The following is a 26,301-nucleotide window of genomic DNA, read 5'->3' as shown; positions in this document are numbered from 1 at the left end:
AATAGTTTTCTCAAATAGTTGCGTAATAAGTTGACAAGTATTCGAATAATATACGTATTAAATGCGTTATTGTTCATAATATTCTCGTAAAAACTACGTGATAATTATTTTCATCCGTTAAATTTGTTTTTTAGCGGCGATGAAGCTATCAGATTTTTCACCAGTGTTTGTTTTGTCTGTGTTCAAGAGCTCGCAAGCTCGGTGTATTCATTACCCTTTATGGTTTGAATAAATCCTGATGGTTTTATCTTTGTTTTTGTTGGTGACAGTATTGCACGTCCCTCAATTAACTGAAGAATGTCGTCTCCGGAGATTTGAAGTATGCAGAAATACGCTAGTGCACTACACATTCTTTCAAATATCCGCTGCGACGATTTTTTCGTCCTTTTTTCTAAAAAAAAGACACATAAAAATATATGCACGAAATCGAACCTTATTATAATTGGCGCGATGATTACATCGCCTCGGAAGACGAAAAATCGCCTTTCTACGGCACGGTATATAGCGAATTCGCATACGATAAGCAGATTTATAACTTTCTGCTGCATCCGCAGTGGGACGAATTCGGATCACAAACCCTGTACATCAAAATCCTCTATGCGAGCTACGACATGGGGTTTGCTGTCATCGAACTCATCGGCGAATGGAACGACACCATCTATAACGACATCATGTTACTAAAACGCGAAATAATCGATATGATGATTGCAGAAGGGATCAGCAAGTTTTTGCTTATCGGCGAAAATGTTCTCAATTTCCATAGTTCGGATGATTCTTATTACGAAGAATGGTTCCAGGATATCGACGATGGCTGGATCGTAGCTATGAATTTTCGTGATCATGTGATTCAGGAATTTCAGGCACAGGGAATTGATTATTACATCCATTTTGGCGGTGATCTTAACAGCTTCCCCTGGCGTACACTGAAGCCCAAACAACTGTACCATCATATACAGCAACGTATCAATAAACGGTTGGGGATGTAGAAACCCCAACCGTTTACATCGGAACAGTTCGCTTATCTTCTAAACTTATACCGCACCGTCCCGCCGACTTTCATGGAAGTTGATGTGCCGAATGTCCCAGTTTCAATCTCGATCGCATCCCGGTTTCGTAACGATATCTGGTATCCAGCACCAATACTTTTGTATAAGCTGTTCGTGCTTCCCCCACTGCGGGTCATCCCATCGGTCTGTTTGAACGTACCCCGCTCATGTCCTAATCCCAATGCCGCTCCAAGATAAAAATCACCCATGTAGTATCTGGCACCGACATGAAAAGCGTATACCTCGTGTCGCCAGGTTTCCTCTCCAAAGCTGGATTCCGGAACATTTTTCCGCATCTGCTCGTAATTAAATCCGGCGGTAAACCCCACATTCTTAAAGGGTCGAAATTCATACATCAATCCGCCGCCATATACAGGCCCTTTGAGTTCATAATCGTAACCAGCAAGGGGGCCAATGCTGAAATTATGCTTTGGGGGATTAGTAGAAATCTGGCCATGGGCAGTTGTCATTGCCATGCAGAAAAACAGGCATAAAAATAAGTAGCGTTTGTTCATAATTGAAATATTAAAGTTTAACAAAATATTGATAATCACGAAAATAGAGTTAAAAACATACGGTACCAGCACCTTTAACATTTTTAACTTTTTAATTCAAGACAGTATTAAAAGGACGCTCAACAACAGCACAAACAAAAATTCCTTTTTCCTTCAAGTTTCATTAACTTTGTTGCACAACCCTTTACAGGTTGATTTTTTAACGTTTAACATTCACGCACACTATGTCATTTAGGATAGAAAAAGATACCATGGGTGAAGTTCAAGTTCCTGCGGATAAATACTGGGGAGCACAAACTGAACGTTCACGTAACAATTTTAAGATTGGTCCGGCAGCGTCTATGCCGAAAGAGATTATCGAAGGTTTCGCTTATTTAAAGAAAGCGGCGGCTTTTGCTAATCACGAGTTAGGCGTTTTATCCGTAGAGAAACGCGATGCGATCGGCGCTGTCTGTGATGAAATCTTAGCTGGCAAGCTCGACGACCAGTTCCCTTTGGTGATCTGGCAAACCGGTTCGGGCACACAATCCAATATGAATGTCAACGAAGTAGTCGCTAATCGTGCGCAAGTATTGGCTGGCGGCAAAATCGGTGAGGGTGAACCGGTATTAAAGGCAAACGATGATGTCAATAAATCGCAGTCGTCAAACGATACTTACCCCACCGGTATGCATATCGCGGCCTACAAAGCTGTAGTAGAAGTAACGATTCCGGGCGTGGAAAAACTACGGGATACGCTGCAACGTAAGTCCGAAGAATTTATGAAAGTCGTCAAGATAGGTCGTACGCACTTAATGGATGCTACGCCGTTGACACTTGGACAGGAACTTTCGGGCTATGTGGCACAGCTTAATCATGGGTTAAAAGCGGTAAAGAATACATTGGCTCACTTATCCGAATTGGCCTTGGGTGGCACCGCAGTAGGAACTGGGTTGAATACGCCGGAGGGTTATGACGTTGTCGTGGCCAGGTATATCTCCGAGTTTACGGGACTACCTTTCGTTACAGCTCCGAATAAATTTGAGGCGCTAGCTGCACACGATGCTATCGTGGAAACACATGGTGCACTTAAACAGCTTGCCGTTTCATTGAATAAAATAGCAAACGACATTCGTATGCTGGCTTCCGGTCCGCGTTCGGGTATCGGCGAAATCCTGATTCCGGAAAACGAACCGGGTTCTTCCATCATGCCAGGTAAAGTGAACCCTACCCAATGCGAAGCGCTCACGATGGTTGCTGCACAGGTAATGGGAAATGATGTTGCCATCACCATCGGAGGTACACAAGGACATTACGAATTGAACGTATTCAAACCGCTTATGGCAGCCAACTTCTTACAATCGGCACGTCTTATCGGGGATGCTTGCGTATCTTTTGAGGAGCACTGTGCCGCAGGTATCGAACCTAATTACGCGCGTATTAAAGAGCTTGTGGACAATTCCTTGATGCTTGTAACAGCTCTCAATACCAAAATCGGCTATTACAAAGCCGCAGAAATAGCGCAAACTGCTCATAAAAATAACGCTACCCTTAAAGAAACTGCCATTGCGTTAGGGTATGTAACAGCAGAGCAGTTTGATGAGTGGGTGAAACCGGAGGATATGGTTGGAAGCTTAAAATAATCAGGTGATTATACTGTTATCGTCAAAACAACGCTTATTCGCATGCCTATCTACGATGGTAGGCATGCTTCTTTTTGTAAGCAGCTGTGTTCGTCATTCAGAAATGCAGTCCGAAGGCGCAGATTATTTACAGGGTGTGTGGGTTCAAGACAGTATCCTCCATCAATCGCAGATGATGGATTATACCCTACATGAATTTAGATTTGTATGTGACTCGGTATATACCACCATGCGGGTGCACGCTAAAATGCAACGTATACCCGATTCCTGTTATAAGGACGGAAAATGGACAGAGTATGCGAAAGGTGTCTATGTGGTGCGTGGCGATAGCTTGATCGGAGAAGGCATCTACACGCGTCCAAATGGCAGATACAAGGTTTCTGGCTGCCATAGAACCGGAACATACTTACCTCGTTACCGCATTGCTTACCACAATACCGATTCCTTAATATTAGAAAGCCGATATGACCAGCGACCTATCGTGTTGCGGAAAGTACATAGCATTTCTTGTGTGCCTAAAAAGCGATGGGAAGATTGATTTTTCTTCTTCTTTTCCCTAGATGGAAAAGAAGCAAAAGATCACGACTTGCATCGTTTCGCTACCTTTTCTTGCCTATTTCGGAACAAAATAAACTCCCTTCGGTCAAACAAATTTTGTTCTTTCCGAAATAGCCTGCGAAAAGCTGGCCGCGAAACGATACGATGTCGATTATAGCCCACGTACCGTGGGCTTAGGGTGTCTATATTTGTTTTACCTTACTACCTTAGCCTTAGGATTATTAAACAAGGGAATAACACGCTATACAAAATTGTATTATCCCTTATTAACACAAAATGTCCATCCGAATGTTTGAGGTCGGTAGAAACTCATCCTTAGTACCATTCCCTCCTCTCAAACATTCGAAGGACGAGTTTTTTTGGTTACTTTTTTTGCGGAAAAAAAAGTGACAGAAAAACTAGTTTAATAAATTATTCTCATCCGTTGCAGACTTCAAGATATGCGTCTTCAATTCATTTTCGGATTGGAGTAATTCCTGTTCTACAACTTTGCGTTTCTCCCGACCTTCCCGTTGTATCTGGAGTACTTGATCAATCGTGGAAACAATATCCTGGTTAGCCTTTTTGATGGTTTCAATATCGACAATACCGCGTTCTGTTTCTTTCGCAATATTAATGGTCGAGTCTTTCAGCATCTCGGAGTTTCGTCTCAGCAATTCATTGGTTGCATCCGTAACCGCCTTTTGCGCTTCTAATGCCCGCTGCGAATGAGCAATACCCAACGTCAATATCATTTGGTTTTTCCATAACGGAATGGTATTCACCAGCGAAGATTGGATTTTTTCCATCAAAGACGAGCTGTTGTTTTGTATTAACCTAATTTGCGGGGCAGTTTGTAGCACAACCATCCGCGTAAGCTTCAAGTCATGTATTTTACGTTCAAAACGCACCACATGCTGCTCCATGTCTTTATACGCTTGTACTTTATGTTGATCTCCGGAAGCTTCGGCCTCTGACTTTAATTGCGGTAGTGTAGTGGAGTGGGCTTCCTGTAATTTCTCTTCTCCTGCCGCAATGTACAGCGAAAGTTCCTTAAAATAGTTTTGATTTTCTACAAACAGCTTATCAAATATATTGACGTCTTTTGCCAAGTTTTTATAGTGCCCTTCTAGTTTCAGTTCAATCTGATGGATATTCTTTTCTACCGATTGGTACTCGGTACGCATACGCTTTACCTTTTTCTTTAAGTTATCAAAAAAAGGGATTAACGGTTTTTTGTTTACGTTTTCATCAAATGATTTAATGTCGGAGCGCAGATTCAATAGGATATCTTCTGCTCCTCCCATATCTTTGGTACGCACTTGTTTCAGTATTTCGTTTGAAAAATTACTGACCTTTGTTTGGCTTCCTACACCATATTGGATGACATCGGTGGTTGATGTCAAGTTGATTTTATCCTTATATTGCTTTATCACAGCCTTTTCCTCATCAGAGAAATTTACCGATACGTCCTGGCTTTTTTTGTTTTCGTCGTTATCGTCGTACGTCGTCAAATCTAGATTTGCCATAAGTTAATCTTTTAATAGGTTCCTGTTTTTTAATGTCTGTATATACACATCTGTCTCGGCTGATACGTCCAAGATACCTGCTTTGAACTGATTCGTTACTTCCTGTTCAATAGCAACAGCCGCCTTAGCAATCACCTCCTCCAATTTCTTTTTAGATTCTATAGCCACTTGATTATTAAGCCGTGAATTCTCAATTTCATCGTATTTCATCAATACATTAACCACGGTAGCGTGTCGAACAAGGAATTTCTCCGCTTCCATTTTATCGCGCTGCTCCAAGAGATGAAAGAGATGGATAATTTTATCTATATTCTGATGTATTGTTCGATTATTAATCGCTTTACGCCAATGTAGTAACCTCTCAATAAACAATTGAGGGGTATCCAATGTTGCTTGCGGTAATTCCTGTAATCTGTTTCGCGAAGAAGCTGTGGGAATCCAAGCTAGAGGGCGCACTTCTGCGAGCTCCAACCGTTGTAAATAGGGTTTAGCACGATTCAATAACAAGCCATTTCCAACGATGTAAGATGTAACATATCCGCCGAGTGTCAATAACATTCCTTGAGAAAACGCACCAAAAAAATAAACGAAGGAAGCAAATAACGCAAGTTCCACCATCAACAACACCACGCCTGTAGCATACCAAGAACGGATCTTGCTTTTTTTGGCTTGGGATAACATCACAAAGGGAAATGCATGTACCGGAAACGGAATAAACATAGCAATGGATATGAATGTCCATGTCAATTGCCGTAATTCCCAGCGCTTCGGTTTCTTCGTCGCAAATCCCATGTTGCAATTTAGTTATTTTTCATTAAAAAATTTGTTTATTCATCTGTATATGTCCTCAATTGTATTCATAAATTCGCTACGCTTGTTTTTCAATCGCGATGAAACTAACATGAATTAATGACTCGATTTCCGTCTCCCGAACAAAACATGTGCGGTAAAAGCTAACGTACTGAAAACCGTTCCTACGACGCAGACCCCCGTCCATCCCGCATATTGCCAGCCAACAGCGCCCAAGTAGGTCCCTAACGAGCCGCCGATAAAATAGCTGACCATATAAACCGTATTTAATCGATTAGTAGCATGTGTCGGTAACGCGAAAAAATCAGATTGATTCATTATATGGGAGCTCTGTAATCCCAAATCAACCAAGATAATACCTATAATTAAGCCCCAATAGGTGTATCCTCCGAAATAAATAAATATCCAGCTCAGCAGCAATATCCATAATGAGTAATAAATCAATTGATATCGGGTAAAACGCTGTGCTAATCTTCCCACAAAGGCTGCCGCTAAAGCGCCTACAGCGCCGATCAAACCGAACCCTCCTACTACCGATGAACCTGCATGAAAAGGATCTCCTTCCATGTGGAATACGAGTGTTGTGAAAACCGCAGACATCGCACCGAAGCCCATTGCGCCACGGAATGAAGCTACTTGTAGGACAGGCTGGGTTTTCGCTAGCTGCCATACCGATTTCATCAACGAACCGTAAGAGCCCTCGAAATTAGGTCGTAGTTCCGGCAAATACCGATAGACCAACAACCAAGCTAATAGCATCATCCCCGCCGCTATTTCGAACATCGTCCGCCAACCCCACAACTCGCCGACTATACCGCTGAAAAAGCGCGATAATAATATGCCGATCAGCAACCCGGACATGACCATACCGATATTGACCGATTTTTTCTCCGGGCTGGAAAGTTCTGCCGCCATTGGTACAAATAGTTGGGGAATCACGGAGGTAACTCCAATAAAGAAACTCGCAACAAAAAGTCCTGTTAGCTGCTGCGCATATGCCATAAATAGCAAGGCCAGAATAACGAGCGCTAAATCGACCAGGATTAATTTCTTTCTCCATAATTTATCGCCCAATGGCACGATAAATAGCAGTCCAAAAGCGTATCCTATCTGGGTCAGCACAGCAATTTTGCTCACGCTACTTTCGCTAACTTGGAAGTCTGCAGCGATTAGCCCCAAAAGAGGTTGGTTGTAATAGTTATTGGCCACTACCAAGCCGGACAGAACGGCCATCAACCACAATATCGCTGGTGTTAATTGTGTTTTCTGCGTGTCGATTTGTATATCTTTCATTCGATTGGAGACAAACTTAACCAATAAAAGAAAAGCCCGCAATGTATGCAGGCTCTTCTTGGCAATTTTTCCATTTGTTATAGCTGTTTTTTGTAGATGTAATGCGCTGCTAGATCTCCTGTAATTTCATTACCTTCTTGATCTAACTGAAACAGCCTGTTTTCGCCCACTTTAAGCTTCATATCGGTATCTTTTCCCTTCAAATGCACAACAGAACCATTATTTTGCCACTCCAATGTTCCCTTGTCTTCAAACTTTGTATCTCTTTCGAGATATTCATTGCTCATTTGAAATGTTTCATCGTCGTTCAGAACTAAGACTGTCTTAATTCCCGGACAGTCTGCACACGGCAAAGTGGCCTCATAAGTCCCCATCCAATCAACAGCGTTTTGGGAATTATGTGCCGGGTCTGGGTTTTCCATCTCTAACGGTCGAGATACCATTTGGTCTGTCAATGAATCTGTTTGTCCTTCCGAGCTTGTCTGTGAGTTATTAGGCGAGGTGCAGGCTGAAAAAACAAATACTGCAAATGCCACATAAAATAATTTCTTCATGACTTTTTTAGTATTTATCACAAATATTGCACCATCCTTTCCTTAACACAAAAGGTCACATACGGATATTTTACAACTGTACAAATTCATCCTTAGTACGATCCCACATGTAAAACATCCGAAGCGACGAGTTTTTTGTTTCTTTTTTGCGGAAAAAAAGAAAAAATCACTCTTCCCAGCGAATTTTCTCCTCGACGGGAGAACGAACCGGCTCACGGGGTTCGCTGTTATGATGTCCCATATAAAAAAGACCGATACATCGCTGATTTTCTCCTAAATTCAAGAACGGTCCTAAATGGTTAATAAGCCCCGGTGACGCCCAGTAACCTCCGATATTAAGCGAATGAGCCGCCAACCACATATTTTGTACAGCACAAGCCGTCGCCGCTAGCTCTTCCCACTCGGGCAGCTCGCCCGTATAATTCACAATAATGGCGATCGCCACATTCGACATGGTTGCTTTTTTTGCCATGTTTTGCTCCGTCAGTTCGGTATACTTTTCGGACGGCGTAATTTCCTTATAAATACGGCTCAGTTCTGTACCCAAGCGGTCCAGCCCATCCTTCTGAAAAACGACAAAACGCCAAGGCTGTGTCCGTTTGTGGGTAGGAGCTGTGTTTGCGGCTTCCAACACGGTAAGGATATCCTCTTTCGAAATTTCTTCGTTGGTAAAACTATTTTGGTTTACCATTCTTCTGCCGTGAATGGCCTGCAATACTTCGTTCTTCATATTTTTTATTTTTTTTCGTGATTTTCAATTTACCTCTCCTGCCAAATATGGGCAATGTGTAAAATAGTCAGCACCGCTTTTTCCATATCTTGTTTGCTGACCCATTCCATTTTTCCATGGAAAGCGTGCCCCCCCGCAAATACATTCGGACAGGGAAGCCCCATAAAAGAAAGGCGCGAGCCGTCCGTGCCGCCACGTATACTTCTTCGCTCGGGCGTAAGTCCGGCACGTCTAATGGCCTCCATACCTACTTCCATAACTTCCGGATACTGATCGAGGACTTCTTTCATATTTCGATACTGCTCTTTCACATCGAACGTATACGATGCGCCCGGATAACGTGTTACCACATTTTCTACGATACGTTGTAATATAGCTTCGTGCTCCATCAACTTTGTGGTATCGTGGTCTCTGATGATAAAACCAATTTCTGCTTTGTCTACGCCTCCGTTTACTTCAGTCGGATGGATAAAGCCCGCTGCTCCTGTCGTTGTTTCAGGCGACAACTTATCTTTCGGCAAATCTGCGATAATATCGGCCGCTATCTTCAGTGCACTGACCATTTTCCCTTTGGCAAAACCGGGATGTACGGAAATTCCCTGAATAATGACACGCACTCCATCCGCTGAAAAGGTCTCATCTTCAATAGTGCCTGCTTTTTCTCCATCAATCGTATAGCCAAACGCTGCGCCCAACTTATTTAAATCGACATATTCAACCCCCTGACCTATTTCTTCATCGGGCGTAAACAACAATTTGATTTCCCCGTGCTTTATTTCCGGATGATTCATTAACAAACGCGCGGCATCCATAATCTCCGCTACCCCTGCTTTATCGTCGGCCCCAAGTAGCGTTGTACCACTGGCCGTGATAATATCATGCCCTAATTGATATTGCAAATCAGGATGCTCACTGTATTTAATAATAACAGATGGGTCGTCTGGTAACACGATATCCTGACCTTGATAAGCCGCGTGTATCACCGGCTTCACATCTTTCCCCGAACAATCCGGCGACGTGTCCACATGTGAACAAAAACAGATAACAGGCACTTCCTTATCTGTATTTGACGGGATGGTTGCATAAACATAGCCATATTTATCCAAATGTGCGTCCGTTATTCCCATTTGTTGCAATTCCGAGACTAAAAGCCTGCTCAAATCCTTTTGCTTCTCCGTGGAAGGGAATGAAGTTGCATGAGGGTCGGACGCCGTATCAATCTGAACATAGCGCATAAACCGTTCGGCTACCTGAAAATCGACAATACTATTAATATCAAAATTATGCATATGTATATCTTGTTTTTTTCGGTCGTATGGAATATCCAAATGATCTTTGTTAGGCGCGCTATACACGATTATTTTGATCGTGTTTGTCCTTTGTTAAAAATGGATATTTCCTACAAACCTGTAATTATCGTCCAAAGGTAGAAAGTTTTGCAGTTTTTTTCAGCCAAATAAATTGGTTTGAAAAAACCATGATGGTTTTCTAAATTTGCGCCCTAATTAAAACACATCTATGTACCGAAGTTTATTGGCTCTGTTGTTGAGTCTTTTCCTTTCCACGGTTTCTTCACAGGAGAAACTTTTTAAAATTGACTACAAGCTCGCACTTTCTTCAGAAACGTCTGCACAAACCGACACAGCAGAAGACGGTTCTATGGCATTATTAGCAGCTTTGGCGGCGGCATTTTCCGAAGATGATACACCGCAAGTGCAGGCTTGGGTAAATCGCGATTTTATCCGTGTAGAGACACAGGGTATTATGCAAAACAATCAAATCCAGATTACCGATCGCAACTCCGGTCATTCCTATATGCTCCATCCGTCTGTACAGGCATACACCAAAACAGCCGACGCGACAGATAAGATAAATGTCCACGACACCGGAGAAGACATTCTCGTCACAAATACGGCCGATTTCCCGATACGTCTCGTAGCCGATACCAGCAAGACCATCGCCGGCCTACCGTGCAAGCTGGCCGTTCTAGAATTCGAATCAGAAGAGTTTGATCCATCGCTCACCCAAGACGCTAAACTGGAGATTTGGTATAATGAAAACCTTCCTTCCGTATATTGGGGTGAATATGCCTATCTCAAAGATATCCCCGGTGCAGCACTGTATATCGGCGCATTTGGAATCGGCATAGAAGCCAGCACCGTTAATGAAATAGATTTTGACCCGACACTCTTCGAAATTCCCGAAAACTACTCCTTACAAGAAGATATTTATGCTCTTAGCTTCTTCGATATGCCGCTAGGTCACGATTTATATGCGTTTCAGGATTCAACAAGCCATCTCATTGGTATCCGGGACAGCAACCAACAGGTCATCGTGACGCCACGATACGGTTCTATCAATGAATTTATTGGAACACATGCCGTTGTCACAAACACCGAATTTCAATATGGTATTATTGACACGGATGGCCGGGAAATTATCTCTTGCGAATGGGAGTATCTCGCCCAAGATCCCGAACTGGAAATTATCTTCTTCTCCATAGATGGAAAAACGGGGGTGATGGATTACCATCAACACGTAATTATCCCCGCTCAATATGACCATATTTCCTTCTTTGCGAAGGGGCACGCATCTTTTTTCCAAGATGGGAAAACGGGTCTCGTAAATCTAGATGGCCATATTGTTTTGCCCCCTGTCTTCGAGACCATTATGGATTATGATGAAGACCATATCATCATCATCGAAAATGAGCAGTATTACGTGGTGGATATACGATCACAGCAAAAGACGACAGCAGGATACGCATACTTACTATTGGCAAATGAGGATAACCTTGTAGTAGCCCTTCAAGGGGACAAATATGGTTACATCACGAAAGATGGGAAAACAGTTATACCTTTTAAATATGACTATGCTACACCATTTTATGACGGAATAGCTGCGGTAAATGAAACCGAAGGTGAAGATGCATTGTATATCAACACGAAAGGGGAATATGTACAGCCTGAGGAGGGGAAATAATGCGCAGATAACGCATGATATTTAATCAAAAGAGCGGCTATATGGCTGCTCTTTCTTATTTTTGGGGCATGGCCAACAAGTCTTTTCATATAGCAACACTACATCGCGGACGATATATGTTACTTCTTCTGGCAGGAGTCTGTCTAGTGACGCTTATCGCCTCGCGGCTTCCTATATCCGAGATCGCCAAGATTCTTGTGGTACTGGTAAGCCTACCGTTATTGATTTTTTGCAGTATCAGATGGAGTAAAAACGACTCGATATGGTCTATACAAGAAGGACATATCGTGATACGTTTTAAGAACCAACAAGAGGATTCTTTCTCTATAAACGAAATTAAGTATTTACGTAACGTACCTCGATCTGGTGGCAACCTTATTATGTTTTTTTATAAGAAAGGTACAACACCAAAAAGATACTGGCGTAATAAGTTATTTCAAAAAGCAGATGACCTCGATGCACTTGTCCACGCGATACGGCAAGAAGGCGTCGAATATTATTATATGTAATAGAATGATGCGCTATAGTGATGAGTTACGAGAAACGAACGATAAATGATATGAAGACAAAATTGCTTTTACTTTTTTTAATGCTTTTTCATACACTCTTGTTTGCCCAACGCGCGGGATACTGGCAACAAGCTGTCGATTACAAAATGAATATTGATGTCGATGAAAAAAAATATCAGTATCAAGGGAAAATGGCATTAAAATACACCAACAATTCCAATCAAACCCTGGGAAAGGTATACTTCCATTTATATTTCAATGCATTCCAACCGGGAAGCATGATGGACTATCGATTAGCCCACATTGCCGATCCGGATCCGCGGATGACGTCCAATTTAGGCACAACAGAAAATCCGAAAATCCAAAGTCGAATCGCCACATTGACACCAGAACAAATCGGCTATCAGCGTATACAATCGCTCACCATGAACGGACAGCCAACTACTTTTAAAGAAGACGGCACTATACTGGAAGTGGTCTTGCCAGCGGGCATACAAAGTGGAGAAACAGTCACCTTCGATATGAACTGGGAAGCGCAGGTGCCGGAACAGATACGCCGCAGCGGCAGAAATTCGAAAGAAGGCGTAGCTTTATCCATGACACAATGGTATCCTAAAATGGCACATTTCGATGAGTTTGGCTGGCACTTGGATGAATATGTCGCTCGTGAGTTTGTGGCTCCTTTTGGCAATTTTGATGTAACCCTACACCTTCACAAAGATTACGTCGTAGGGAGTTCGGGTGTATTGCAAAATCCAACAGAAGTGAAAGGATATAACAAAAAAGCCCGGGTAGTTTCGTCTAACGGGAAAGCGAGCTGGCATTTCAAAGCGGAAAACATCCATGATTTTGCCTGGGCAGCTGATCCCAAGTTTGTTGTCGATTCGACCAAAAGCACGGGAGGGGTATCGGTATACACCGTGTATTTACCGACGAACAAACAGGTGAAAGAAAATTGGAAAACCGCCCAGCGACTCGCTGCGGAATTCTTTGATTTTTGTGCCGAACGTTTTGGGGCTTATCCTTGGCCCACCTACACGATCGTTCAGGGAGGCGATGGTGGTATGGAATACGGTACCGCAACCCTCGTGACTGGCGGTCGTGATATTCAAAGCTTGGTCGGTGTTATTTTCCATGAAGCTGCTCACTCTTGGTATCAACATTTGTTCGGAATCAATGAAACGGTAGATGAATGGTTTGACGAAGGGTTTACCAGTTATATAGAGGAGTTAGGCTTCCAGAGTTTGTTCGAAAAAAGAGGTCAATTAGACACCAATCCCGTCATTGGTGCTTATCGGGCTTACTACAAACTGGCTTTATCTGGGAAGGAAGAGCCCATGAGCTTACTGGCGGATTATTACGACACCAATTATGGCTATAGCCAACAGGCTTATAACAAAGGACAAGTTTTTGCACAACAGTTGGGCTATATTATTGGTCAGCAGAACTTAGATAAAACCTTTCTCAAATTTTACGAGCTATGGAAATTTAAGCACCCCACTCCCAATGACTTTAAGCGGGTGGCTGAAGAGGTATCTGGCATCAATTTAAAATGGTACTTCAATCTATTTGTAAACACGACACGCACCATTGACTATGCTATCGAGCGCGTCGCCGATAACGAAATTACTTTACGGAATAAGTCGAACCTCGCTATGCCGATCGATCTGCTGGTAGAATACGAAGACGGCACCAAAGAACTCTTCTACATCCCACTACGGGAAATGCGTGGTGAAAAACCTGCCGAATCCTTTTCTATGTATAACGGTGTGCCACGCACGATATCGGAAGATTGGTTCTGGACAAAACCGAGCTATACCTTACCCACAAATAAGAAGCCTGTTAAGGTCCAGATAGACCCATCCTTGCGGTTAGCGGATATAGAATCGGCGGATAATAATTGGGTGAAATAGTCATATGATTTACTTCCATATCCCTTTCTGTAAACAAGCCTGCCATTACTGCGACTTCCACTTCAGCACTTCACTAAAGTATAAGGAGGAGTTGTTACAAGCCTTGCAAAAGGAGGTAACATTACGTGCAAACTATCTAGCGGATAAAGCGATTACCTCCATTTATTTCGGTGGGGGAACCCCTTCGTTGCTGACGGCTGGAGAAATCGAACAACTGATCGGGCAGGTTGCTGCACACTTCGAGATCGCCAGTGATGCTGAAATCACACTAGAAGCAAACCCCGACGACCTAGACAATGCCAAGGTACAAGCCCTGAGACATACCCCCATCAACCGATTTAGCATCGGTATACAATCGTTCTACGAAGAAGATTTACGTTGGATGAATAGGGCACACAACGCCTTAGAGGGGGAGTCTTCGATTAAACGAGTACAGGATGCCGGTTTCGAAAACATAACGGCCGATCTGATCTATGGCTACCCCTTGTTAACAGACACCAAATGGAAATCCAACATGGAGAAACTGATCGCATTTGATGTTCCACATATTTCTTCCTACGCGATGACCGTAGAGCAGAAGACGGCACTTGCACACTTCATCGGCAGCGGAAAAACACCTCCCATGCAAGAAGCACAAAGTGCGGAACAGATGCAGATGCTTTTTGATGTCTTAACCCAAAATGGATTTGAGCACTATGAAATATCGAACTTTGCCAAAAACGGCCAATACGCCAAACACAATACGGCATATTGGCAAGGTAAGCATTATCTTGGCATTGGCCCGTCGGCACATTCGTTTAACGGGAAATCGAGAAGTTGGAACATCGCCAACAATGCACGCTATATCGACGGTATAACAACAGAACAATTCGCATATGAAATAGAAAACTTATCCCGCGAAGATCAATTTAATGAGTATATCATGACCTCTTTGCGAACGATGTGGGGCGTTGATCTGGAGAAAATATTGCGAGAATTTGGTGCAGATACCGAGCAACATCTCGTTTTGAATACGCAACCTTTTATAACAAAGCAAGAAGTGGAGTTAATCGGTGAGCGCTACCTTATCCTGACGATGAAAGGAAAACTCCTGGCGGATTACATCGCGTCGGAACTTTTTCTCATCCCCTAAATAACGCCATTTGCAAAATGAGAAATCATTATCAAATAACCGTTTTTTGATTATTTTTTTAGCATTTCATCAAAAACATAAACCTATTTTATCCATATTTTATCATTTTTTAAATTTCACCCTTTTCATATTCAACATTTAATATGTTTGTACTGTAATCATCTATAACAAAAATTATGGTACCAACAGTTGCTTTTGAACAGGAAATCAAAAGTTATCAACAACAGCAAAATGCGGCTGCCCGCCTCATTAAAATTGTCAGCAATCTATGGATTAACCAGGGTGTTGAACTGGTTCTCTTTCGAAATCAGATTTTACATCAGCGGCCCGGGTCTCTGCTTCACATCCACAAACACGCGTCAAATTTAATAGGTACAACAACGCTTTGCATATCCAACATATTGGAAGTGGCAGAAGCGATACAAGAAATGGAGTTGCCGCCTTCCCGAATTGATATCGGAACACTGACGTTGGATTTTAGTCGTCAACAAAATGGTGGAGACCCCCTCTATTTATTTGTGCGCAAGCGATTAGCTTCTGTTATACGACATGAGGCGTTCCAGGCCAAGGACGTGATATTATATGGCTTTGGACGTATCGGACGATTATTGGCAAGAGAATTAATAAACACCACCGGCGATGGGAAACAGCTACGGCTCCGCGCGATTGTCGTACGGGAGGAAATCGATGGGGCTAGTTTAACGAAACGTGCAAATTTGTTAAAGCGGGATTCCATACACGGTAATTTCGACGGAACCGTAGATATTGACAATGAAAAGAAAGCGCTTGTTATTAATGGTATTACCGTGTATATGCTGTCCGCAGGCGCACCGGAAGATATAGACTATTCGGTCTACGCTATCCAAAACGCACTTGTTATAGACAATACAGGAGCCTACCGCGAACAACAGGAGTTGGCACGTCATTTAAAGGCTAAGGGCGTTGCCCAAGTGCTGCTGACTGCTCCGGGCAAAGGTGTGCCCAATATAGTCTATGGCCTTAATGAAAATAGCATCTCCCCTAGTGAAACCACGCTATGTTCCGCAGCTTCCTGTACCACCAATGCCATTACGCCTGTTTTGGCTGTTATTGACAAAGAGCTGGGTATAGCCAGCGGCCACATCGAAACGGTACATGCTTACACGAACGATCAAAACCTCGTGGACAATATCCATAAAAAATACCGAAGAGGACGTGCCGCCGCTTTAAATATGGTGATTACCGAAACCGGAGCAGGTGTGGCGGTATCGAAGGTATTACCTTCACTTGCAGGTAAAATCACCTCTAATGCTGTTCGTGTACCGATCCCAAATGGTTCGCTCGCGATCTTGCAGTTGGAAGTAGAGCAACCTTGTACCGTCAACGGCATACATGATATTCTGCTCAACGCCGCCTTAAAGGGATCGCTGGTCGAACAGATCAAATATGAGAACAATCCAGATTTAGTATCGGTGGACGTGATTGGCACCACCGCAGCCGCGGTGGTCGATGCGCCGGCCACTATTGTATCTTCTAACGGTAAAAATATAGTTATCTATGTCTGGTACGACAATGAATATGGCTATGTAAACCAGGTTATGCGGTTGGCACGACACCAAGCAGGCGTCAGACAATATAGCTATTACTAAGTGCTTTCAATTTTCATCTATTAGTATCGTCTTATTGGACGGAAAAACCTACCTGCATTTGCGGGTAGGTTTCTTTTTCAGCTGAGGGCACCCTGATTTATCCTATCAATCCCTCCGTCTCCAAGTACTTCATAATAATTTGTGTCGCTCCTGCTTTTTCCTGTACATACTGTTGTGCAGCCTCTCCCACCATACTTCTCTTCTCTTCATCGGATAACGCACATACAATACGCTCTAATTCTTTGGCATTTCTCACAGGAAAGGCACTTCCAATACCGATCAGGTCGACTGCCTCTTGAAAACGTGCATAATTCGGTCCGAAAACAACAGGCATACCGTATGTAGCAGCCTCCAGTGTATTGTGGATTCCGGCACCAAAACCTCCACCAATATAGGCGATTCGCCCATAACCATACAGCGAAGATAACATGCCGATGTTATCGATAACCAAAACCGAAGCCTTTTCTATTTCAGTGGTCGTATAGTTGGCAAAGCGAGAGAAAAATAAGGCATCGGGAAATAGTAGTTTAATCTCCTGCAAATGAGCTTCGTGTATTTCATGCGGTGCCATGAGCATTTTCCAACCTTCTTGGACGGCGAATAATTCGGCCAATATACGTTCGTCAGGCGTCCATGTACTTCCCGCGACGAAGACTTGTGTATGTCTATTCAGAAACTGTTCCACTTCTGGTATGTTGCGCTGATGCTTAGGTAACTCCACGACTCTGTCGAACCGAGTATCTCCCCCCAGTCCAGCCTGTCTAATACGAATGGCCCGCAACCACAGTACAGAGTCCCTATTCTGGGCAAAGAAAAAACTAACGTTTTTCAATATTTGACGAAAGAATCCGCCGTACCATTTAAAGAACACTTGTTCTTCTCGAAAAATAGCCGAAATAACAAATAAAGGAATACGACGTTCTCGAAGAATGCGGAAATAATGATACCAGTATTCATATTTCGTAAATAGGGCAAACTTGGGCTGTACGATATCTAGAAATTTTCGTGCATGGACTGCTGTATCCGTAGGCAAATAAAAAACGTAATCTGCTAAGGGCGTATTTTTTCGAATTTCATATCCTGACGGTGAATAAAAAGTGATCACTATCTTTTCCTCTGGATATTTTTTTCTTATAGCTTCCATAACCGACCTTCCCTGCTCAAACTCACCCAACGAAGCAAAATGGAACCAAATTGGCGCAGCATCCTTTTCCATCGTTTGTTCTATATGTTCAAATAGATGTTTACGTCCCTCCACCCACAGCCTTGCCTTTGGGTGAAAGGGGGAAACCAAGCGCAACAGCACTGTGTAAAGGACTATTCCTATGTCGTATAGAACACGCATGTTGATTAAAAATCTAATAAATTTATTTATTTTGCTCTCCGCTGTCCTCCAGAACTATAGTACAGCGAAAAATATGCTTATATTCGTCAAAGATATACTAAACTACAAAGAAATAACATATTATAGTCAAGAACAATGAGCAAAATCTTAGTCACTGGCGGGACCGGATACATCGGTTCGCACACGGTAGTAGAATTACACAACTCGGGTTACACACCGGTTATTGTCGATAACTTATCGAACTCAAATATTCAAATTCTAAATCAAATAGAAAAAATTATCGGTGTACGACCGGAGTTCCATCAATTCGACTTATGTGACGAAGCGCAAACGAAAACTTTTGTTCAAGAAAATCCAGATATTACAGGGATTATTCATTTTGCGGCGTCAAAAGCAGTAGGAGAATCCGTCGAAAAACCGTTAAAATATTACCATAACAATTTCTTCTCGTTAATTAATCTCCTTAATGCCTATCAGGGCAAGCCGATCAATTTTGTTTTTTCGTCCAGTTGTACGGTGTACGGCGAACCCGACACCTTGCCGGTAACAGAATCTGCCCCCGTAAAGAAAGCGGCCTCTCCCTATGGTAATACCAAGCAGATTGCCGAAGAAATATTAGAGGAAGTGGCTGCCGCTTATGGAAATTATAATACCATCGCTTTACGCTATTTCAATCCGGTCGGAGCACATGCTTCGGCACTAATTGGTGAGCTTCCGCTTGGTGTTCCGCAAAACCTCTTACCTTTCATCACGCAGACCGCCATTGGCAAACGGGAAAAGTTAACCGTTTTCGGCGGTGATTATGACACGCCTGATGGCTCTTGTATCCGCGATTACATCCATGTAGTCGATTTGGCGAAAGCCCACGTTGCGGCCATTCGCCTGCTAGAAAAAGGCAACCCCAACGGCAAGTATGATGTGTTTAATGTAGGTACCGGAAACGGCTATTCGGTGTTGGAAGCTATTGCTGCTTTTGAAAAAGCTTCGGGACAGAAACTGAACTACGTCGTGGGCCCGCGTCGCGATGGCGACATCATCAGGGTATGGGGAGACGTCACGAAATCAACTGAACAACTGGGTTGGAAAGCCGAGCTCGGCATCGACGAGATGATGGCATCCGCATGGGCTTGGGAGAGGTACCTGCAAGAAAACCCAATTGGATAACATCGACGCCTATGATTTCTTATAGGCGTCTCCATAGTATTTTTCATTAAAGTTCACACTGGGTGCCAACCAATACAATTGGATAACTCGGGCGTATCGGAAATTAAAGCCTGCCAAGACCACTGCGGTTAACATACAAGCTGTTAAATACACCCAAGGTGATTCCGATCCTCCGGACAGCACATATGTTGCTATACAAACAGCTATAAATTGGGCAACACTCAATGCGTAGCTAACGAACATAGCAACATAAAAAAAACCGGGTTCTATTTCAAACTTGAATCCACAATGTGGGCAATTTTTATTCATTTTCTGCCTCAGGCTGAATGTACCGGCTCCAAACATTTTACCGGTTCGGCATCGGGGACATTTACATTCCCGCGCAGCTTTCAATGGACTGATTGTGTAGGTAATATTGTTTTCCATTTTTATTATACGAATTAAATATGTTTTCTTCTAAATTCTTCTGGCGTCATGCCAACACCCTTTTTAAAAAATTTTGTGAAATAAGAGTTATCGTTAAAGTTGAGTTCATAAGCGATCTCGGATATCCCGTAATCCCTAATTACCAATAAACGTTTTGCTTCCAACAACACACGCTTACGGATAACATCTCCTGCCGATGTCCCCAGCACTTCTCGGCATAAGGCATTAAGATGATTGGGTGTGATATAAAGTAGGGCTGCGTACTCTTTGGGTAACCGTAAGGTTCTAAAATTGGATTCGATCAAATTCAGAAAGTTACGCAACAGCGTATGATTGTACGTATCATCCTGCAATACTGTTGATCGATCACGTTGTTGTTCAAGCAGATGAAAAATATACAAAAGCGAAATACGGGCAAAATCCATATCGTCCGCATAACTTTGTAAGCGTTTAAATATTTCCTCTATTATACCGCGTTCCTTTTCCTGCACCACAAAAACCTCGTCCTGAACCAAACCGGAAAAAAAGGAAAATAGCGTGATGTAATCTGGCTGGAGCAAAAAGGTTTTAAAAAAATCGGCGTCGAAATTAACCACATAACCGTCCATTTCTCCGATAAAAGACCAGGTATGGATTTGCCCGGGTGACATAAAGTAAATCTGCCACGGCACAACCTCAAAGGTTTCAAAGTCGATTGTATGCGTTCCTCCACCCTGCGTAAACCACAACAAATGGTAAAAATTATGTCTATGTGGAAAAACAAGATTCTTATTCCGCTCTAAATAACCCGCCAAACCCTCTATCATAACACCTCGTCGAAAGTTTGTCGACACTGTACATTGCTCTATGATAGGCACTTTCGAAATCATACACAAAGATACAGAGATATATCCACAAACAATGGTAGAAAAAAGGGAGGTAATGGTATTTTTTACTTGTAAGAAGTTAAATAATTATTTTTAACTTCACGTCATGTCGTTACATAAGCAACCCGAATTAAAGGAGGCCGTCTTAAATCTTCCCCAAAAGGAAAAGGATAAGTTACTCGTGCGTTTAGTCGGCAAAGATAAAATGTTGATGAAACAGCTCCACTTTCAACTTTTAGAAGACCAAATCGATCTCGAAGACCGCATCGAGAAACTCAAAGAAAGACTGGCCGCTCTCTTTGTCGAAAGCAGAAATTCTGTCAAGAACATCCCTGTATACAGTAATTACAAAGAACTTCAAAGTCTGATACGGCAAGCTAGCGGCATGATCAACGAACATGAAAAGATCACGAAAGACAAATATAGCGAGGTGGATTGCCGGATCTATATCTTAAATCAGGCTTTCACACGGTTTCCGCGTCTGTTTGAAAAATCAGCGGTTCATAGTGCTTCCAAGTTGCACGATTACGTACGAGCCCGTATTAAAACGACAACCGCCAAGTTTGCAAAACTTCACGAAGATCTACAGTTTGATCTGCAAGCTCCGATGGAGGAAATGACGGTCTTTACAATGGAGCATAATTTAACTTAAGCATGCTGACATTACCTATATACGTTTACTAGTAATTTCTTTCATTTCTCCATTGACCTTGACCTTAACTTTCGTCGGTTTTGGAGATGAAATACGATAATACGTTACTTTTCCATCTTTCCATTTCATATCGACTGTGAAATTTCCACGAGCGCGGAATCCCCTAACCTCCCCGCTTTCTTTCCACGTATCCGGCAACGCCGGTAATAAATCAATCATCCCGTTGTGACTTTGCAGCAACATCTCTGCAATGGCGGCTGTTGCACCAAAATTCCCATCGATCTGCATGGGAGGCCCCGCAGTAAATAGATTGGGATAGGTACCACCCCCTGCGCCGTAGTTGATATGCGTTTCTCGAGTGGGGGTTAGTAATTGCATGAGCAACTTATAAGCCCGGTTACCGTCCAACAGACGAGCCCAAAAGATTTGCTTATAGGCAATGGCCCAACTAGGACCATCATCACCGCGCACCTCCAATGATTTTTTGGATGCTTCGGCGAGCTCTGGTGTCTTAAAGGGTGAAATAAGATCCGCCGGGAACACCCCATATAAATGGGAGATATGCCGGTGCTGTAGATCCACCTCCTTGTGTTCCTCCAGCCACTCCAAGAGACGTCCGTCTGACCCAATCCTGCCCGGGGGCGGAATACGTTCCAGTTTCGTACGGAGCGTATCGCTAAAATCTTTATCCAATCCAAGAAGTGTTGCCGCTTCAATAACATTCGTGAAAAGCTCCCGTGTAATCTGATGATCAATAGTAGGTCCCATAGCGACATTGGTATGTGTCTTGCCATCGGGCATGTAAAATGTATTTTCTGGTGATACCGACGGTCCTGTTACCAACCAGCCGGTCTTGGGATCTTCCATCAGCGCACTGTTGTAAAATTGTGCTGATCCTTTCAGAATGGGGTAAATATCGCGTAAATAGTCTTTATCCCCCGTAAAGGCGTAATGTTCCCATAAGTTGTTACACAACCAACCGGAACCCGCATTAGCAATGCCCCAGGAAGCGCTTTCACCGGGCTCGGTAAACCCCCATATATTGGTAATAACGTGTGCCACCCACCCCTCGGCGTTATAGTACGCCTTTGCTGTACGTTGACCCGGTTCCACCAAACCACGTACCAATTCCACCAGCGGAAGATGCAGCTCACTGAGATTAGCAGCACCCAAATGCCAGTGATTCATTTGCACATTAACATCCAGATGGTAATCGCCATTCCAAGGTGTGTGAATCTGGTTTGCCCAAAGTCCTTGAAGATTTGGCGGAAGTAAACCTATCCGCGTACTGCTGATACTTAAATACCGCCCGAATTGGAAAAACAATGCCGGTAATCCGCGATCCCGTTCCGGATGCTGCTGGAATTCCTCTAGGCGTCGATCGGTTGAAATGTCCATTCTTCCCTTTCCTAAATCAAGCTGCAAACGGTTAAAAAGTTTCTGGTAATCCGCTTGGTGTTGTTTTTTCAGACTTTCATAAGGTGTATCCATAGCGCCTTGTAACAGCTTGGCCGTCGTCGCCAGATAATTGTCCCCTCGGAAATCCGTACCTGCCGACATTAACAAGATAACAGAGGTTGCACCACGAATGACCAATTCATCCGGTGTGCTCGTTTGGATCCCCCCATCGAGCAATGCCCGCACCCGGGCGATATACTGCATGCCGTTCCCGTCAGTACCATTGTCCAACTGTCCGGCTAATTGCAATTCTTCCCCGACCACCTTGGTATCGCCCCGCTCCGGCCGATGCATAGAAATTTTAAGATTTAATTTTCCCGGCACACTAGCCGACAAGCGAATAACACCTACATCCGTCCCAAATGCCGTAAAGTATTCACGTTTATAAGTAACACCATTTATTTCGAAAGTACTATTAGCTACGGCATTGTCGATATCCAGACTGCGGCGATAATTCTCCATCGTAGCCACCTTTGCCCCGGGGTATTCAAATGCCAGATCCAAAAAACCCAGCACTTGGTATTTTCCCCATTGCGGGCCACCAGAACCGGGCCCTTTACACACAAAATGTTGGCTGATCAGCTGCTGCGCTTCATCGTTTTTTCCTTCTTTTAACAACCGACGTATTTCTGGCAGGTACTTGTGTGCTTCGTAGTTATTAGCATCTTGTGGTGAACCGGACCATAGGGTAATATCATTTAAAACGATAGATTCTTTCGTCACCCCGCCATCCGGCATCATCCCTAATCGACCATTGCCGAGAGGTAGTGTCTCCTCCCATTGATTGGCCGGTGCATCGTACCATAATACGTTGGGATTATTATTTTTCTTTGCAAAAACTGCCAACGGACAAATCGCAGATAGAAAAAACAAAACCGCGAAAAATAAATTCTTGATTGGAACTAACATATATAATGATTAATCTGTTTTTGTATTCGTAATGAGTTTGTAAGGCAGAAACACCTCCTATTTATTCTCCTAGTTTATATACCGAAAGCTGCGATAGATGAAGGTAATCACCATTCCATACTTCCAAAACACGAAAACGCAAGTAACGTACAGGAGCAGTCGGTTCACTGAACTCATACAGCTCTCCGGCCGCCGCGGTGGTATTATCGATATCCGAATTTTGTCCTCCCGGCAAGCCTGATGGTTTAACATTCGTAAATGTACCGAGTTTGGTCCAGGAATCCCAACTGCCATCCGACGCCGGGTCGTTGCTTCCCCATACTTCAAATTGTTTTGGATTGCCATCGTTATAGCGGGCGGAATAGCGCTGCCAGAACCGCACACTCGTAAGCGCAGATTCCGCTCCCATATCCAATGAAAAGGAAATCGGCATACCTATCCCATCGGTATGGAAACCTTGATCGCTGGTCGTATTGCCGTTCCATAGATTGGGCAATACCCAGCCCCAAGCATCTCCTGCATCATTTGGCAGGTACCAAGGTTGAAACAGCGATTTGTCTGCCTCCACGATGTGTACAATCGCGGGAAACGTTTCCCAAGACAACGTATATAAGGTATCCGCCGCGTTCGGTTCTGGCACATAGCCAGATCGGTATTGCAAGGTCGTTCCAAACTTAAAATCGGGTATGGTGATATCGTTATCGCCTGGTAATAAAACGACCATCTTTTCCTGCTCGTCTCTGTTTGTATATTTAATCTGCGTGCCCGTATTCAATGTATCAGGTGCGTTGAAAAACAGTTTCAGAAAACCGTCTTCATACGTTTCATAAGGATCAGACAGGCGATAAGCCCTATTTTGTAATACAGCCCGATAAGTTTCTCCGTATACACGTACGTTGTTCAGTTCCTGTCCGACCGACACATTTCCCTCGCTATCGTAAGCAACGATGGTGAAGCTATAGACATATTCTTCCAAATTGGGAATGGAAACAACGATACTGTCCGAAGGACTGTGGGTGGTAGCTTCCACACGCTGCGAATTGTTGTTATTGTTCCAATACACCATATAGTGATCAATATTGGGATCCGGGCTAGGGTTCCAAACCAATACAGCCCGGAGGTATCCCGCCTGAGATCGGACATCCCGGGCTAAACCCGGATACGTAATCTCCTTATCATCTAAATATTGCTTATAATCATCTGCGTATTTTTCACAACCTACCCAGGCTATCAATAAACTAAAAGCAAGGAGTATATAAATCAAATGTTTCATATGTATATAACTTGTTTTTTTAATGGTCATATGGAATATCCAGTTATATTATACACGTTTTTATTACGAATTAGTGTGTATGCTGCTCCGCGGTCATCCGCGTTTATATTTTGTAATCATGGATATTTCATATTCGTCTAATTGAAAATATTCATTATTCTTCCGGACTGCCAAAAAAGGTAATCTCCATCGCATTGATATAATTGAGTCCACCCCAGGTCTGGGTACATACAAAACGAATGTATTTTACAGCTGGAGCCGCACTAGGCATACTAAAATCTATGCCAGCGGCAGCAAATGCATTATCCGCAGCATTAGCTTGCGTAGGCGGTAACCCTGATGGCGGATTAGGATGGCTAAAATTACCCATATTCACCCAGTCGCCGACAACTGTTCCCGGTTCTGACATTCTCGGCAAATTTGCATCTGGTGGATTATCCACGTTGGAACCCCATATCGTGATTTCCTTGGCATTTTGATAGGTATACATATTATCCTGTATTCTGGGATAAAAAATAAAGCGGCTAATCTTGGCCGTTTGGCCCAATCCGAATGTGCCGGCCGTCAACGGCGCTGTTGTGGTATGCCACCCATTACCCGTCAAGCTTCCGTCAAAGAAATTCCGTAAATCCCAATCACCCCAAACAGGAGCATCCGTTGGCAATGGATAAACGAAAAACTTCTTTTTATCCAATTGTGTCTCAAACAACGGTATCAATGAAGTATAGCGGATTTCGGACTTGTTGCCGTAGCGATCTGACGTATACACACCAAACTGCCGTTCCGTAGGTTCAAATCCCCGCACTGAAACATCGATGGTATTGGTGTGAATATAAATCGGATCCCGCTCCTTAAAAGAATTAGTGGCATCATCAAATGCGAGTAAATGGATCGATATGGGAGCACCATTTGGATTAACACCCGCAAAGTTAGCTCCTCCAAAGTCCGGCGAAATTTCTAGCCCTTCGTTGATCAGGATATAATTCGGGGTCTTAGGTTGCACCTTGACGACGACTGGATCCGAAAGGACATTCGCACGACTCACCGCATATAAGGAGACTTCATATTCCCCTTCGCGGGCGAATCCTTCCACCAGAATGGTATCTTGATAATAACTGGTTTTCGCTTCACGAACATGATCATCATTAATCGAATAACGCGCCAACACATACAGCAAATTCTTGGAGTTCGGCAACTTATACGTAATCTTGGCGGCGCCATTCAGATTTTCAACATGCACATCGGTCACCATCTCCGGCTTCGTCATATCATTCGAAATGATTTCCACAGGCGATTCACTTTCTTTACACGCTCCCACAAATAAGGCGATAAACAAAACGAAAGGCATCATGTAAGTCGGTATATTTCTATTTATTTGTTTATTCTTTTTCATCTCGTTACATATTAA

General features: G+C 43.3%; 23 protein-coding genes. 10 read left to right on the top strand and 13 right to left on the bottom strand.

The window, feature by feature from the left end; translation table 11 throughout:
* The first annotated feature begins 416 nt into the window (after positions 1-416).
* Positions 417-986 (top strand): hypothetical protein, encoded by a 570-nt coding sequence (locus H8B17_RS02860; protein WP_190307647.1) that lies wholly within the window; start codon positions 417-419, stop codon positions 984-986.
* A 32-nt stretch (positions 987-1,018) separates the two neighbouring features.
* Here H8B17_RS02860 and H8B17_RS02855 read toward each other — a convergent pair whose 3' ends face one another.
* Positions 1,019-1,561 (bottom strand): outer membrane beta-barrel protein, encoded by a 543-nt coding sequence (locus H8B17_RS02855; protein ID WP_317170983.1) that lies wholly within the window; start codon positions 1,559-1,561, stop codon positions 1,019-1,021.
* Between the two features lie 224 nt (positions 1,562-1,785).
* Here H8B17_RS02855 and fumC point away from each other — a divergent pair, with 224 nt between their 5' ends.
* Both fumC and H8B17_RS02845 read left to right on the top strand, forming a co-directional pair.
* Positions 1,786-3,183, top strand: a complete 1,398-nt coding sequence (gene fumC, locus H8B17_RS02850) for a class II fumarate hydratase (protein ID WP_190307645.1) — start codon at positions 1,786-1,788, stop codon at positions 3,181-3,183.
* Positions 3,184-3,187: 4 nt separating this feature from the next.
* Complete coding sequence (locus H8B17_RS02845) at positions 3,188-3,721, top strand: fumarate hydratase (protein ID WP_317170982.1); 534 nt, start codon at positions 3,188-3,190, stop codon at positions 3,719-3,721.
* Between the two features lie 418 nt (positions 3,722-4,139).
* On the opposite strand, the gene H8B17_RS02840 is transcribed toward H8B17_RS02845, so the two are convergent.
* From H8B17_RS02840 to pepT, 6 genes are all read right to left on the bottom strand, one after another.
* Positions 4,140-5,249 carry a toxic anion resistance protein gene (locus H8B17_RS02840; RefSeq protein WP_190307644.1) on the bottom strand — a complete coding sequence of 370 codons (1,110 nt, stop codon included), beginning with the start codon at positions 5,247-5,249 and terminating at the stop codon, positions 4,140-4,142.
* A gap of 3 nt (positions 5,250-5,252) precedes the next feature.
* Positions 5,253-6,041 carry a hypothetical protein gene (locus H8B17_RS02835; protein WP_190307643.1) on the bottom strand — a complete coding sequence of 263 codons (789 nt, stop codon included), beginning with the start codon at positions 6,039-6,041 and terminating at the stop codon, positions 5,253-5,255.
* Positions 6,042-6,155: 114 nt separating this feature from the next.
* Entirely contained in the window at positions 6,156-7,352 is a 1,197-nt protein-coding gene (locus tag H8B17_RS02830) for an MFS transporter (RefSeq protein ID WP_190307642.1), read from the bottom strand.
* Positions 7,353-7,429: 77 nt separating this feature from the next.
* Positions 7,430-7,906, bottom strand: a complete 477-nt coding sequence (locus H8B17_RS02825; protein WP_190307641.1) for a copper resistance protein NlpE — start codon at positions 7,904-7,906, stop codon at positions 7,430-7,432.
* A 166-nt stretch (positions 7,907-8,072) separates the two neighbouring features.
* Complete coding sequence (locus H8B17_RS02820; protein WP_190307640.1) at positions 8,073-8,636, bottom strand: nitroreductase family protein; 564 nt, start codon at positions 8,634-8,636, stop codon at positions 8,073-8,075.
* A 29-nt stretch (positions 8,637-8,665) separates the two neighbouring features.
* Positions 8,666-9,925: a peptidase T gene (gene pepT / locus H8B17_RS02815; RefSeq protein ID WP_190307639.1), complete on the bottom strand. Its 1,260-nt coding sequence runs from the start codon at positions 9,923-9,925 to the stop codon at positions 8,666-8,668.
* A gap of 229 nt (positions 9,926-10,154) precedes the next feature.
* Here pepT and H8B17_RS02810 point away from each other — a divergent pair, with 229 nt between their 5' ends.
* The 5 genes from H8B17_RS02810 to H8B17_RS02790 all read left to right on the top strand — a co-directional run bounded on the left by H8B17_RS02810 (position 10,155) and on the right by H8B17_RS02790 (position 16,800).
* The gene (locus H8B17_RS02810; protein WP_190307638.1) at positions 10,155-11,618 is read left to right on the top strand and encodes a WG repeat-containing protein; all 1,464 of its coding nucleotides are present in this window, start codon (positions 10,155-10,157) and stop codon (positions 11,616-11,618) included.
* Between the two features lie 14 nt (positions 11,619-11,632).
* A complete protein-coding gene (locus tag H8B17_RS02805) occupies positions 11,633-12,127 on the top strand; it encodes a hypothetical protein (protein ID WP_190307637.1) in 495 nt (164 codons plus the stop codon).
* A 50-nt stretch (positions 12,128-12,177) separates the two neighbouring features.
* Positions 12,178-14,040, top strand: coding sequence for a M1 family metallopeptidase (locus H8B17_RS02800; RefSeq protein WP_190307636.1), 1,863 nt, complete (start codon positions 12,178-12,180; stop codon positions 14,038-14,040).
* Between the two features lie 4 nt (positions 14,041-14,044).
* Complete coding sequence (gene hemW, locus H8B17_RS02795) at positions 14,045-15,172, top strand: radical SAM family heme chaperone HemW (protein WP_190307635.1); 1,128 nt, start codon at positions 14,045-14,047, stop codon at positions 15,170-15,172.
* A gap of 176 nt (positions 15,173-15,348) precedes the next feature.
* Entirely contained in the window at positions 15,349-16,800 is a 1,452-nt protein-coding gene (locus H8B17_RS02790) for a glyceraldehyde-3-phosphate dehydrogenase (protein ID WP_190307634.1), read from the top strand.
* Between the two features lie 97 nt (positions 16,801-16,897).
* Here the strand turns inward: H8B17_RS02790 and H8B17_RS02785 are convergent, their stop codons facing one another.
* Positions 16,898-18,145, bottom strand: a complete 1,248-nt coding sequence (locus tag H8B17_RS02785) for a 3-deoxy-D-manno-octulosonic acid transferase (protein WP_190307633.1) — start codon at positions 18,143-18,145, stop codon at positions 16,898-16,900.
* A 135-nt stretch (positions 18,146-18,280) separates the two neighbouring features.
* On the opposite strand from H8B17_RS02785, the gene galE reads away from it, so the two are divergent.
* Entirely contained in the window at positions 18,281-19,309 is a 1,029-nt protein-coding gene (gene galE, locus H8B17_RS02780) for a UDP-glucose 4-epimerase GalE (protein WP_190307632.1), read from the top strand.
* Positions 19,310-19,318: 9 nt separating this feature from the next.
* Here galE and H8B17_RS02775 read toward each other — a convergent pair whose 3' ends face one another.
* Together H8B17_RS02775 and H8B17_RS02770 are read right to left on the bottom strand one after the other, a co-directional pair.
* A complete protein-coding gene (locus H8B17_RS02775; protein WP_190307631.1) occupies positions 19,319-19,735 on the bottom strand; it encodes a DUF983 domain-containing protein in 417 nt (138 codons plus the stop codon).
* A gap of 14 nt (positions 19,736-19,749) precedes the next feature.
* Entirely contained in the window at positions 19,750-20,604 is an 855-nt protein-coding gene (locus tag H8B17_RS02770) for a helix-turn-helix domain-containing protein (protein ID WP_190307630.1), read from the bottom strand.
* A 103-nt stretch (positions 20,605-20,707) separates the two neighbouring features.
* Here H8B17_RS02770 and H8B17_RS02765 point away from each other — a divergent pair, with 103 nt between their 5' ends.
* On the top strand, positions 20,708-21,253 hold the full coding sequence (locus H8B17_RS02765; RefSeq protein ID WP_190307629.1) for a hypothetical protein: 546 nt from the start codon (positions 20,708-20,710) through the stop codon (positions 21,251-21,253).
* Between the two features lie 15 nt (positions 21,254-21,268).
* On the opposite strand, the gene H8B17_RS02760 is transcribed toward H8B17_RS02765, so the two are convergent.
* The 3 genes from H8B17_RS02760 to H8B17_RS02750 all read right to left on the bottom strand — a co-directional run bounded on the left by H8B17_RS02760 (position 21,269) and on the right by H8B17_RS02750 (position 26,286).
* Positions 21,269-23,620, bottom strand: coding sequence for a glycoside hydrolase family 95 protein (locus H8B17_RS02760; RefSeq protein WP_190307628.1), 2,352 nt, complete (start codon positions 23,618-23,620; stop codon positions 21,269-21,271).
* 61 nt (positions 23,621-23,681) lie between these two features.
* Complete coding sequence (locus H8B17_RS02755) at positions 23,682-24,893, bottom strand: DUF4998 domain-containing protein (RefSeq protein ID WP_190307627.1); 1,212 nt, start codon at positions 24,891-24,893, stop codon at positions 23,682-23,684.
* 154 nt (positions 24,894-25,047) lie between these two features.
* Positions 25,048-26,286, bottom strand: a complete 1,239-nt coding sequence (locus tag H8B17_RS02750; protein ID WP_190307626.1) for a DUF4959 domain-containing protein — start codon at positions 26,284-26,286, stop codon at positions 25,048-25,050.
* Positions 26,287-26,301: the final 15 nt, after the last annotated feature.

The sequence above is a fragment of the Sphingobacterium arenae genome (assembly GCF_014692505.1).
Lineage (GTDB): Bacteria > Bacteroidota > Bacteroidia > Sphingobacteriales > Sphingobacteriaceae > Sphingobacterium > Sphingobacterium arenae.
The sequence above is the reverse complement of the archived record's forward strand: the minus strand, read 5'-3'. Positions and strand labels throughout refer to the sequence as shown.

Bases quoted from the DNA above. Each gene is read 5' to 3' on its own strand.
- H8B17_RS02800 (WP_190307636.1), top strand. From the start codon at position 12,178: ATGAAGACAAAATTGCTTTTACTTTTTTTAATGCTTTTTCATACACTC.
- H8B17_RS02810 (WP_190307638.1), top strand. From the start codon at position 10,155: ATGTACCGAAGTTTATTGGCTCTGTTGTTGAGTCTTTTCCTTTCCACG.
- H8B17_RS02770 (WP_190307630.1), bottom strand. From the start codon at position 20,604: ATGATTTCGAAAGTGCCTATCATAGAGCAATGTACAGTGTCGACAAAC.
- H8B17_RS02860 (WP_190307647.1), top strand. From the start codon at position 417: ATGCACGAAATCGAACCTTATTATAATTGGCGCGATGATTACATCGCC.
- fumC (WP_190307645.1), top strand. From the start codon at position 1,786: ATGTCATTTAGGATAGAAAAAGATACCATGGGTGAAGTTCAAGTTCCT.
- H8B17_RS02785 (WP_190307633.1), bottom strand. From the start codon at position 18,145: ATGCGTGTTCTATACGACATAGGAATAGTCCTTTACACAGTGCTGTTG.
- H8B17_RS02835 (WP_190307643.1), bottom strand. From the start codon at position 6,041: ATGGGATTTGCGACGAAGAAACCGAAGCGCTGGGAATTACGGCAATTG.
- H8B17_RS02840 (WP_190307644.1), bottom strand. From the start codon at position 5,249: ATGGCAAATCTAGATTTGACGACGTACGACGATAACGACGAAAACAAA.
- H8B17_RS02755 (WP_190307627.1), bottom strand. From the start codon at position 24,893: ATGAAACATTTGATTTATATACTCCTTGCTTTTAGTTTATTGATAGCC.
- H8B17_RS02820 (WP_190307640.1), bottom strand. From the start codon at position 8,636: ATGAAGAACGAAGTATTGCAGGCCATTCACGGCAGAAGAATGGTAAAC.
- H8B17_RS02855 (WP_317170983.1), bottom strand. From the start codon at position 1,561: ATGAACAAACGCTACTTATTTTTATGCCTGTTTTTCTGCATGGCAATG.
- H8B17_RS02760 (WP_190307628.1), bottom strand. From the start codon at position 23,620: ATGTTAGTTCCAATCAAGAATTTATTTTTCGCGGTTTTGTTTTTTCTA.
- H8B17_RS02750 (WP_190307626.1), bottom strand. From the start codon at position 26,286: ATGAAAAAGAATAAACAAATAAATAGAAATATACCGACTTACATGATG.
- H8B17_RS02825 (WP_190307641.1), bottom strand. From the start codon at position 7,906: ATGAAGAAATTATTTTATGTGGCATTTGCAGTATTTGTTTTTTCAGCC.
- pepT (WP_190307639.1), bottom strand. From the start codon at position 9,925: ATGCATAATTTTGATATTAATAGTATTGTCGATTTTCAGGTAGCCGAA.
- H8B17_RS02805 (WP_190307637.1), top strand. From the start codon at position 11,633: ATGATATTTAATCAAAAGAGCGGCTATATGGCTGCTCTTTCTTATTTT.
- H8B17_RS02765 (WP_190307629.1), top strand. From the start codon at position 20,708: ATGTCGTTACATAAGCAACCCGAATTAAAGGAGGCCGTCTTAAATCTT.
- galE (WP_190307632.1), top strand. From the start codon at position 18,281: ATGAGCAAAATCTTAGTCACTGGCGGGACCGGATACATCGGTTCGCAC.
- H8B17_RS02830 (WP_190307642.1), bottom strand. From the start codon at position 7,352: ATGAAAGATATACAAATCGACACGCAGAAAACACAATTAACACCAGCG.
- H8B17_RS02790 (WP_190307634.1), top strand. From the start codon at position 15,349: ATGGTACCAACAGTTGCTTTTGAACAGGAAATCAAAAGTTATCAACAA.
- H8B17_RS02775 (WP_190307631.1), bottom strand. From the start codon at position 19,735: ATGGAAAACAATATTACCTACACAATCAGTCCATTGAAAGCTGCGCGG.
- hemW (WP_190307635.1), top strand. From the start codon at position 14,045: ATGATTTACTTCCATATCCCTTTCTGTAAACAAGCCTGCCATTACTGC.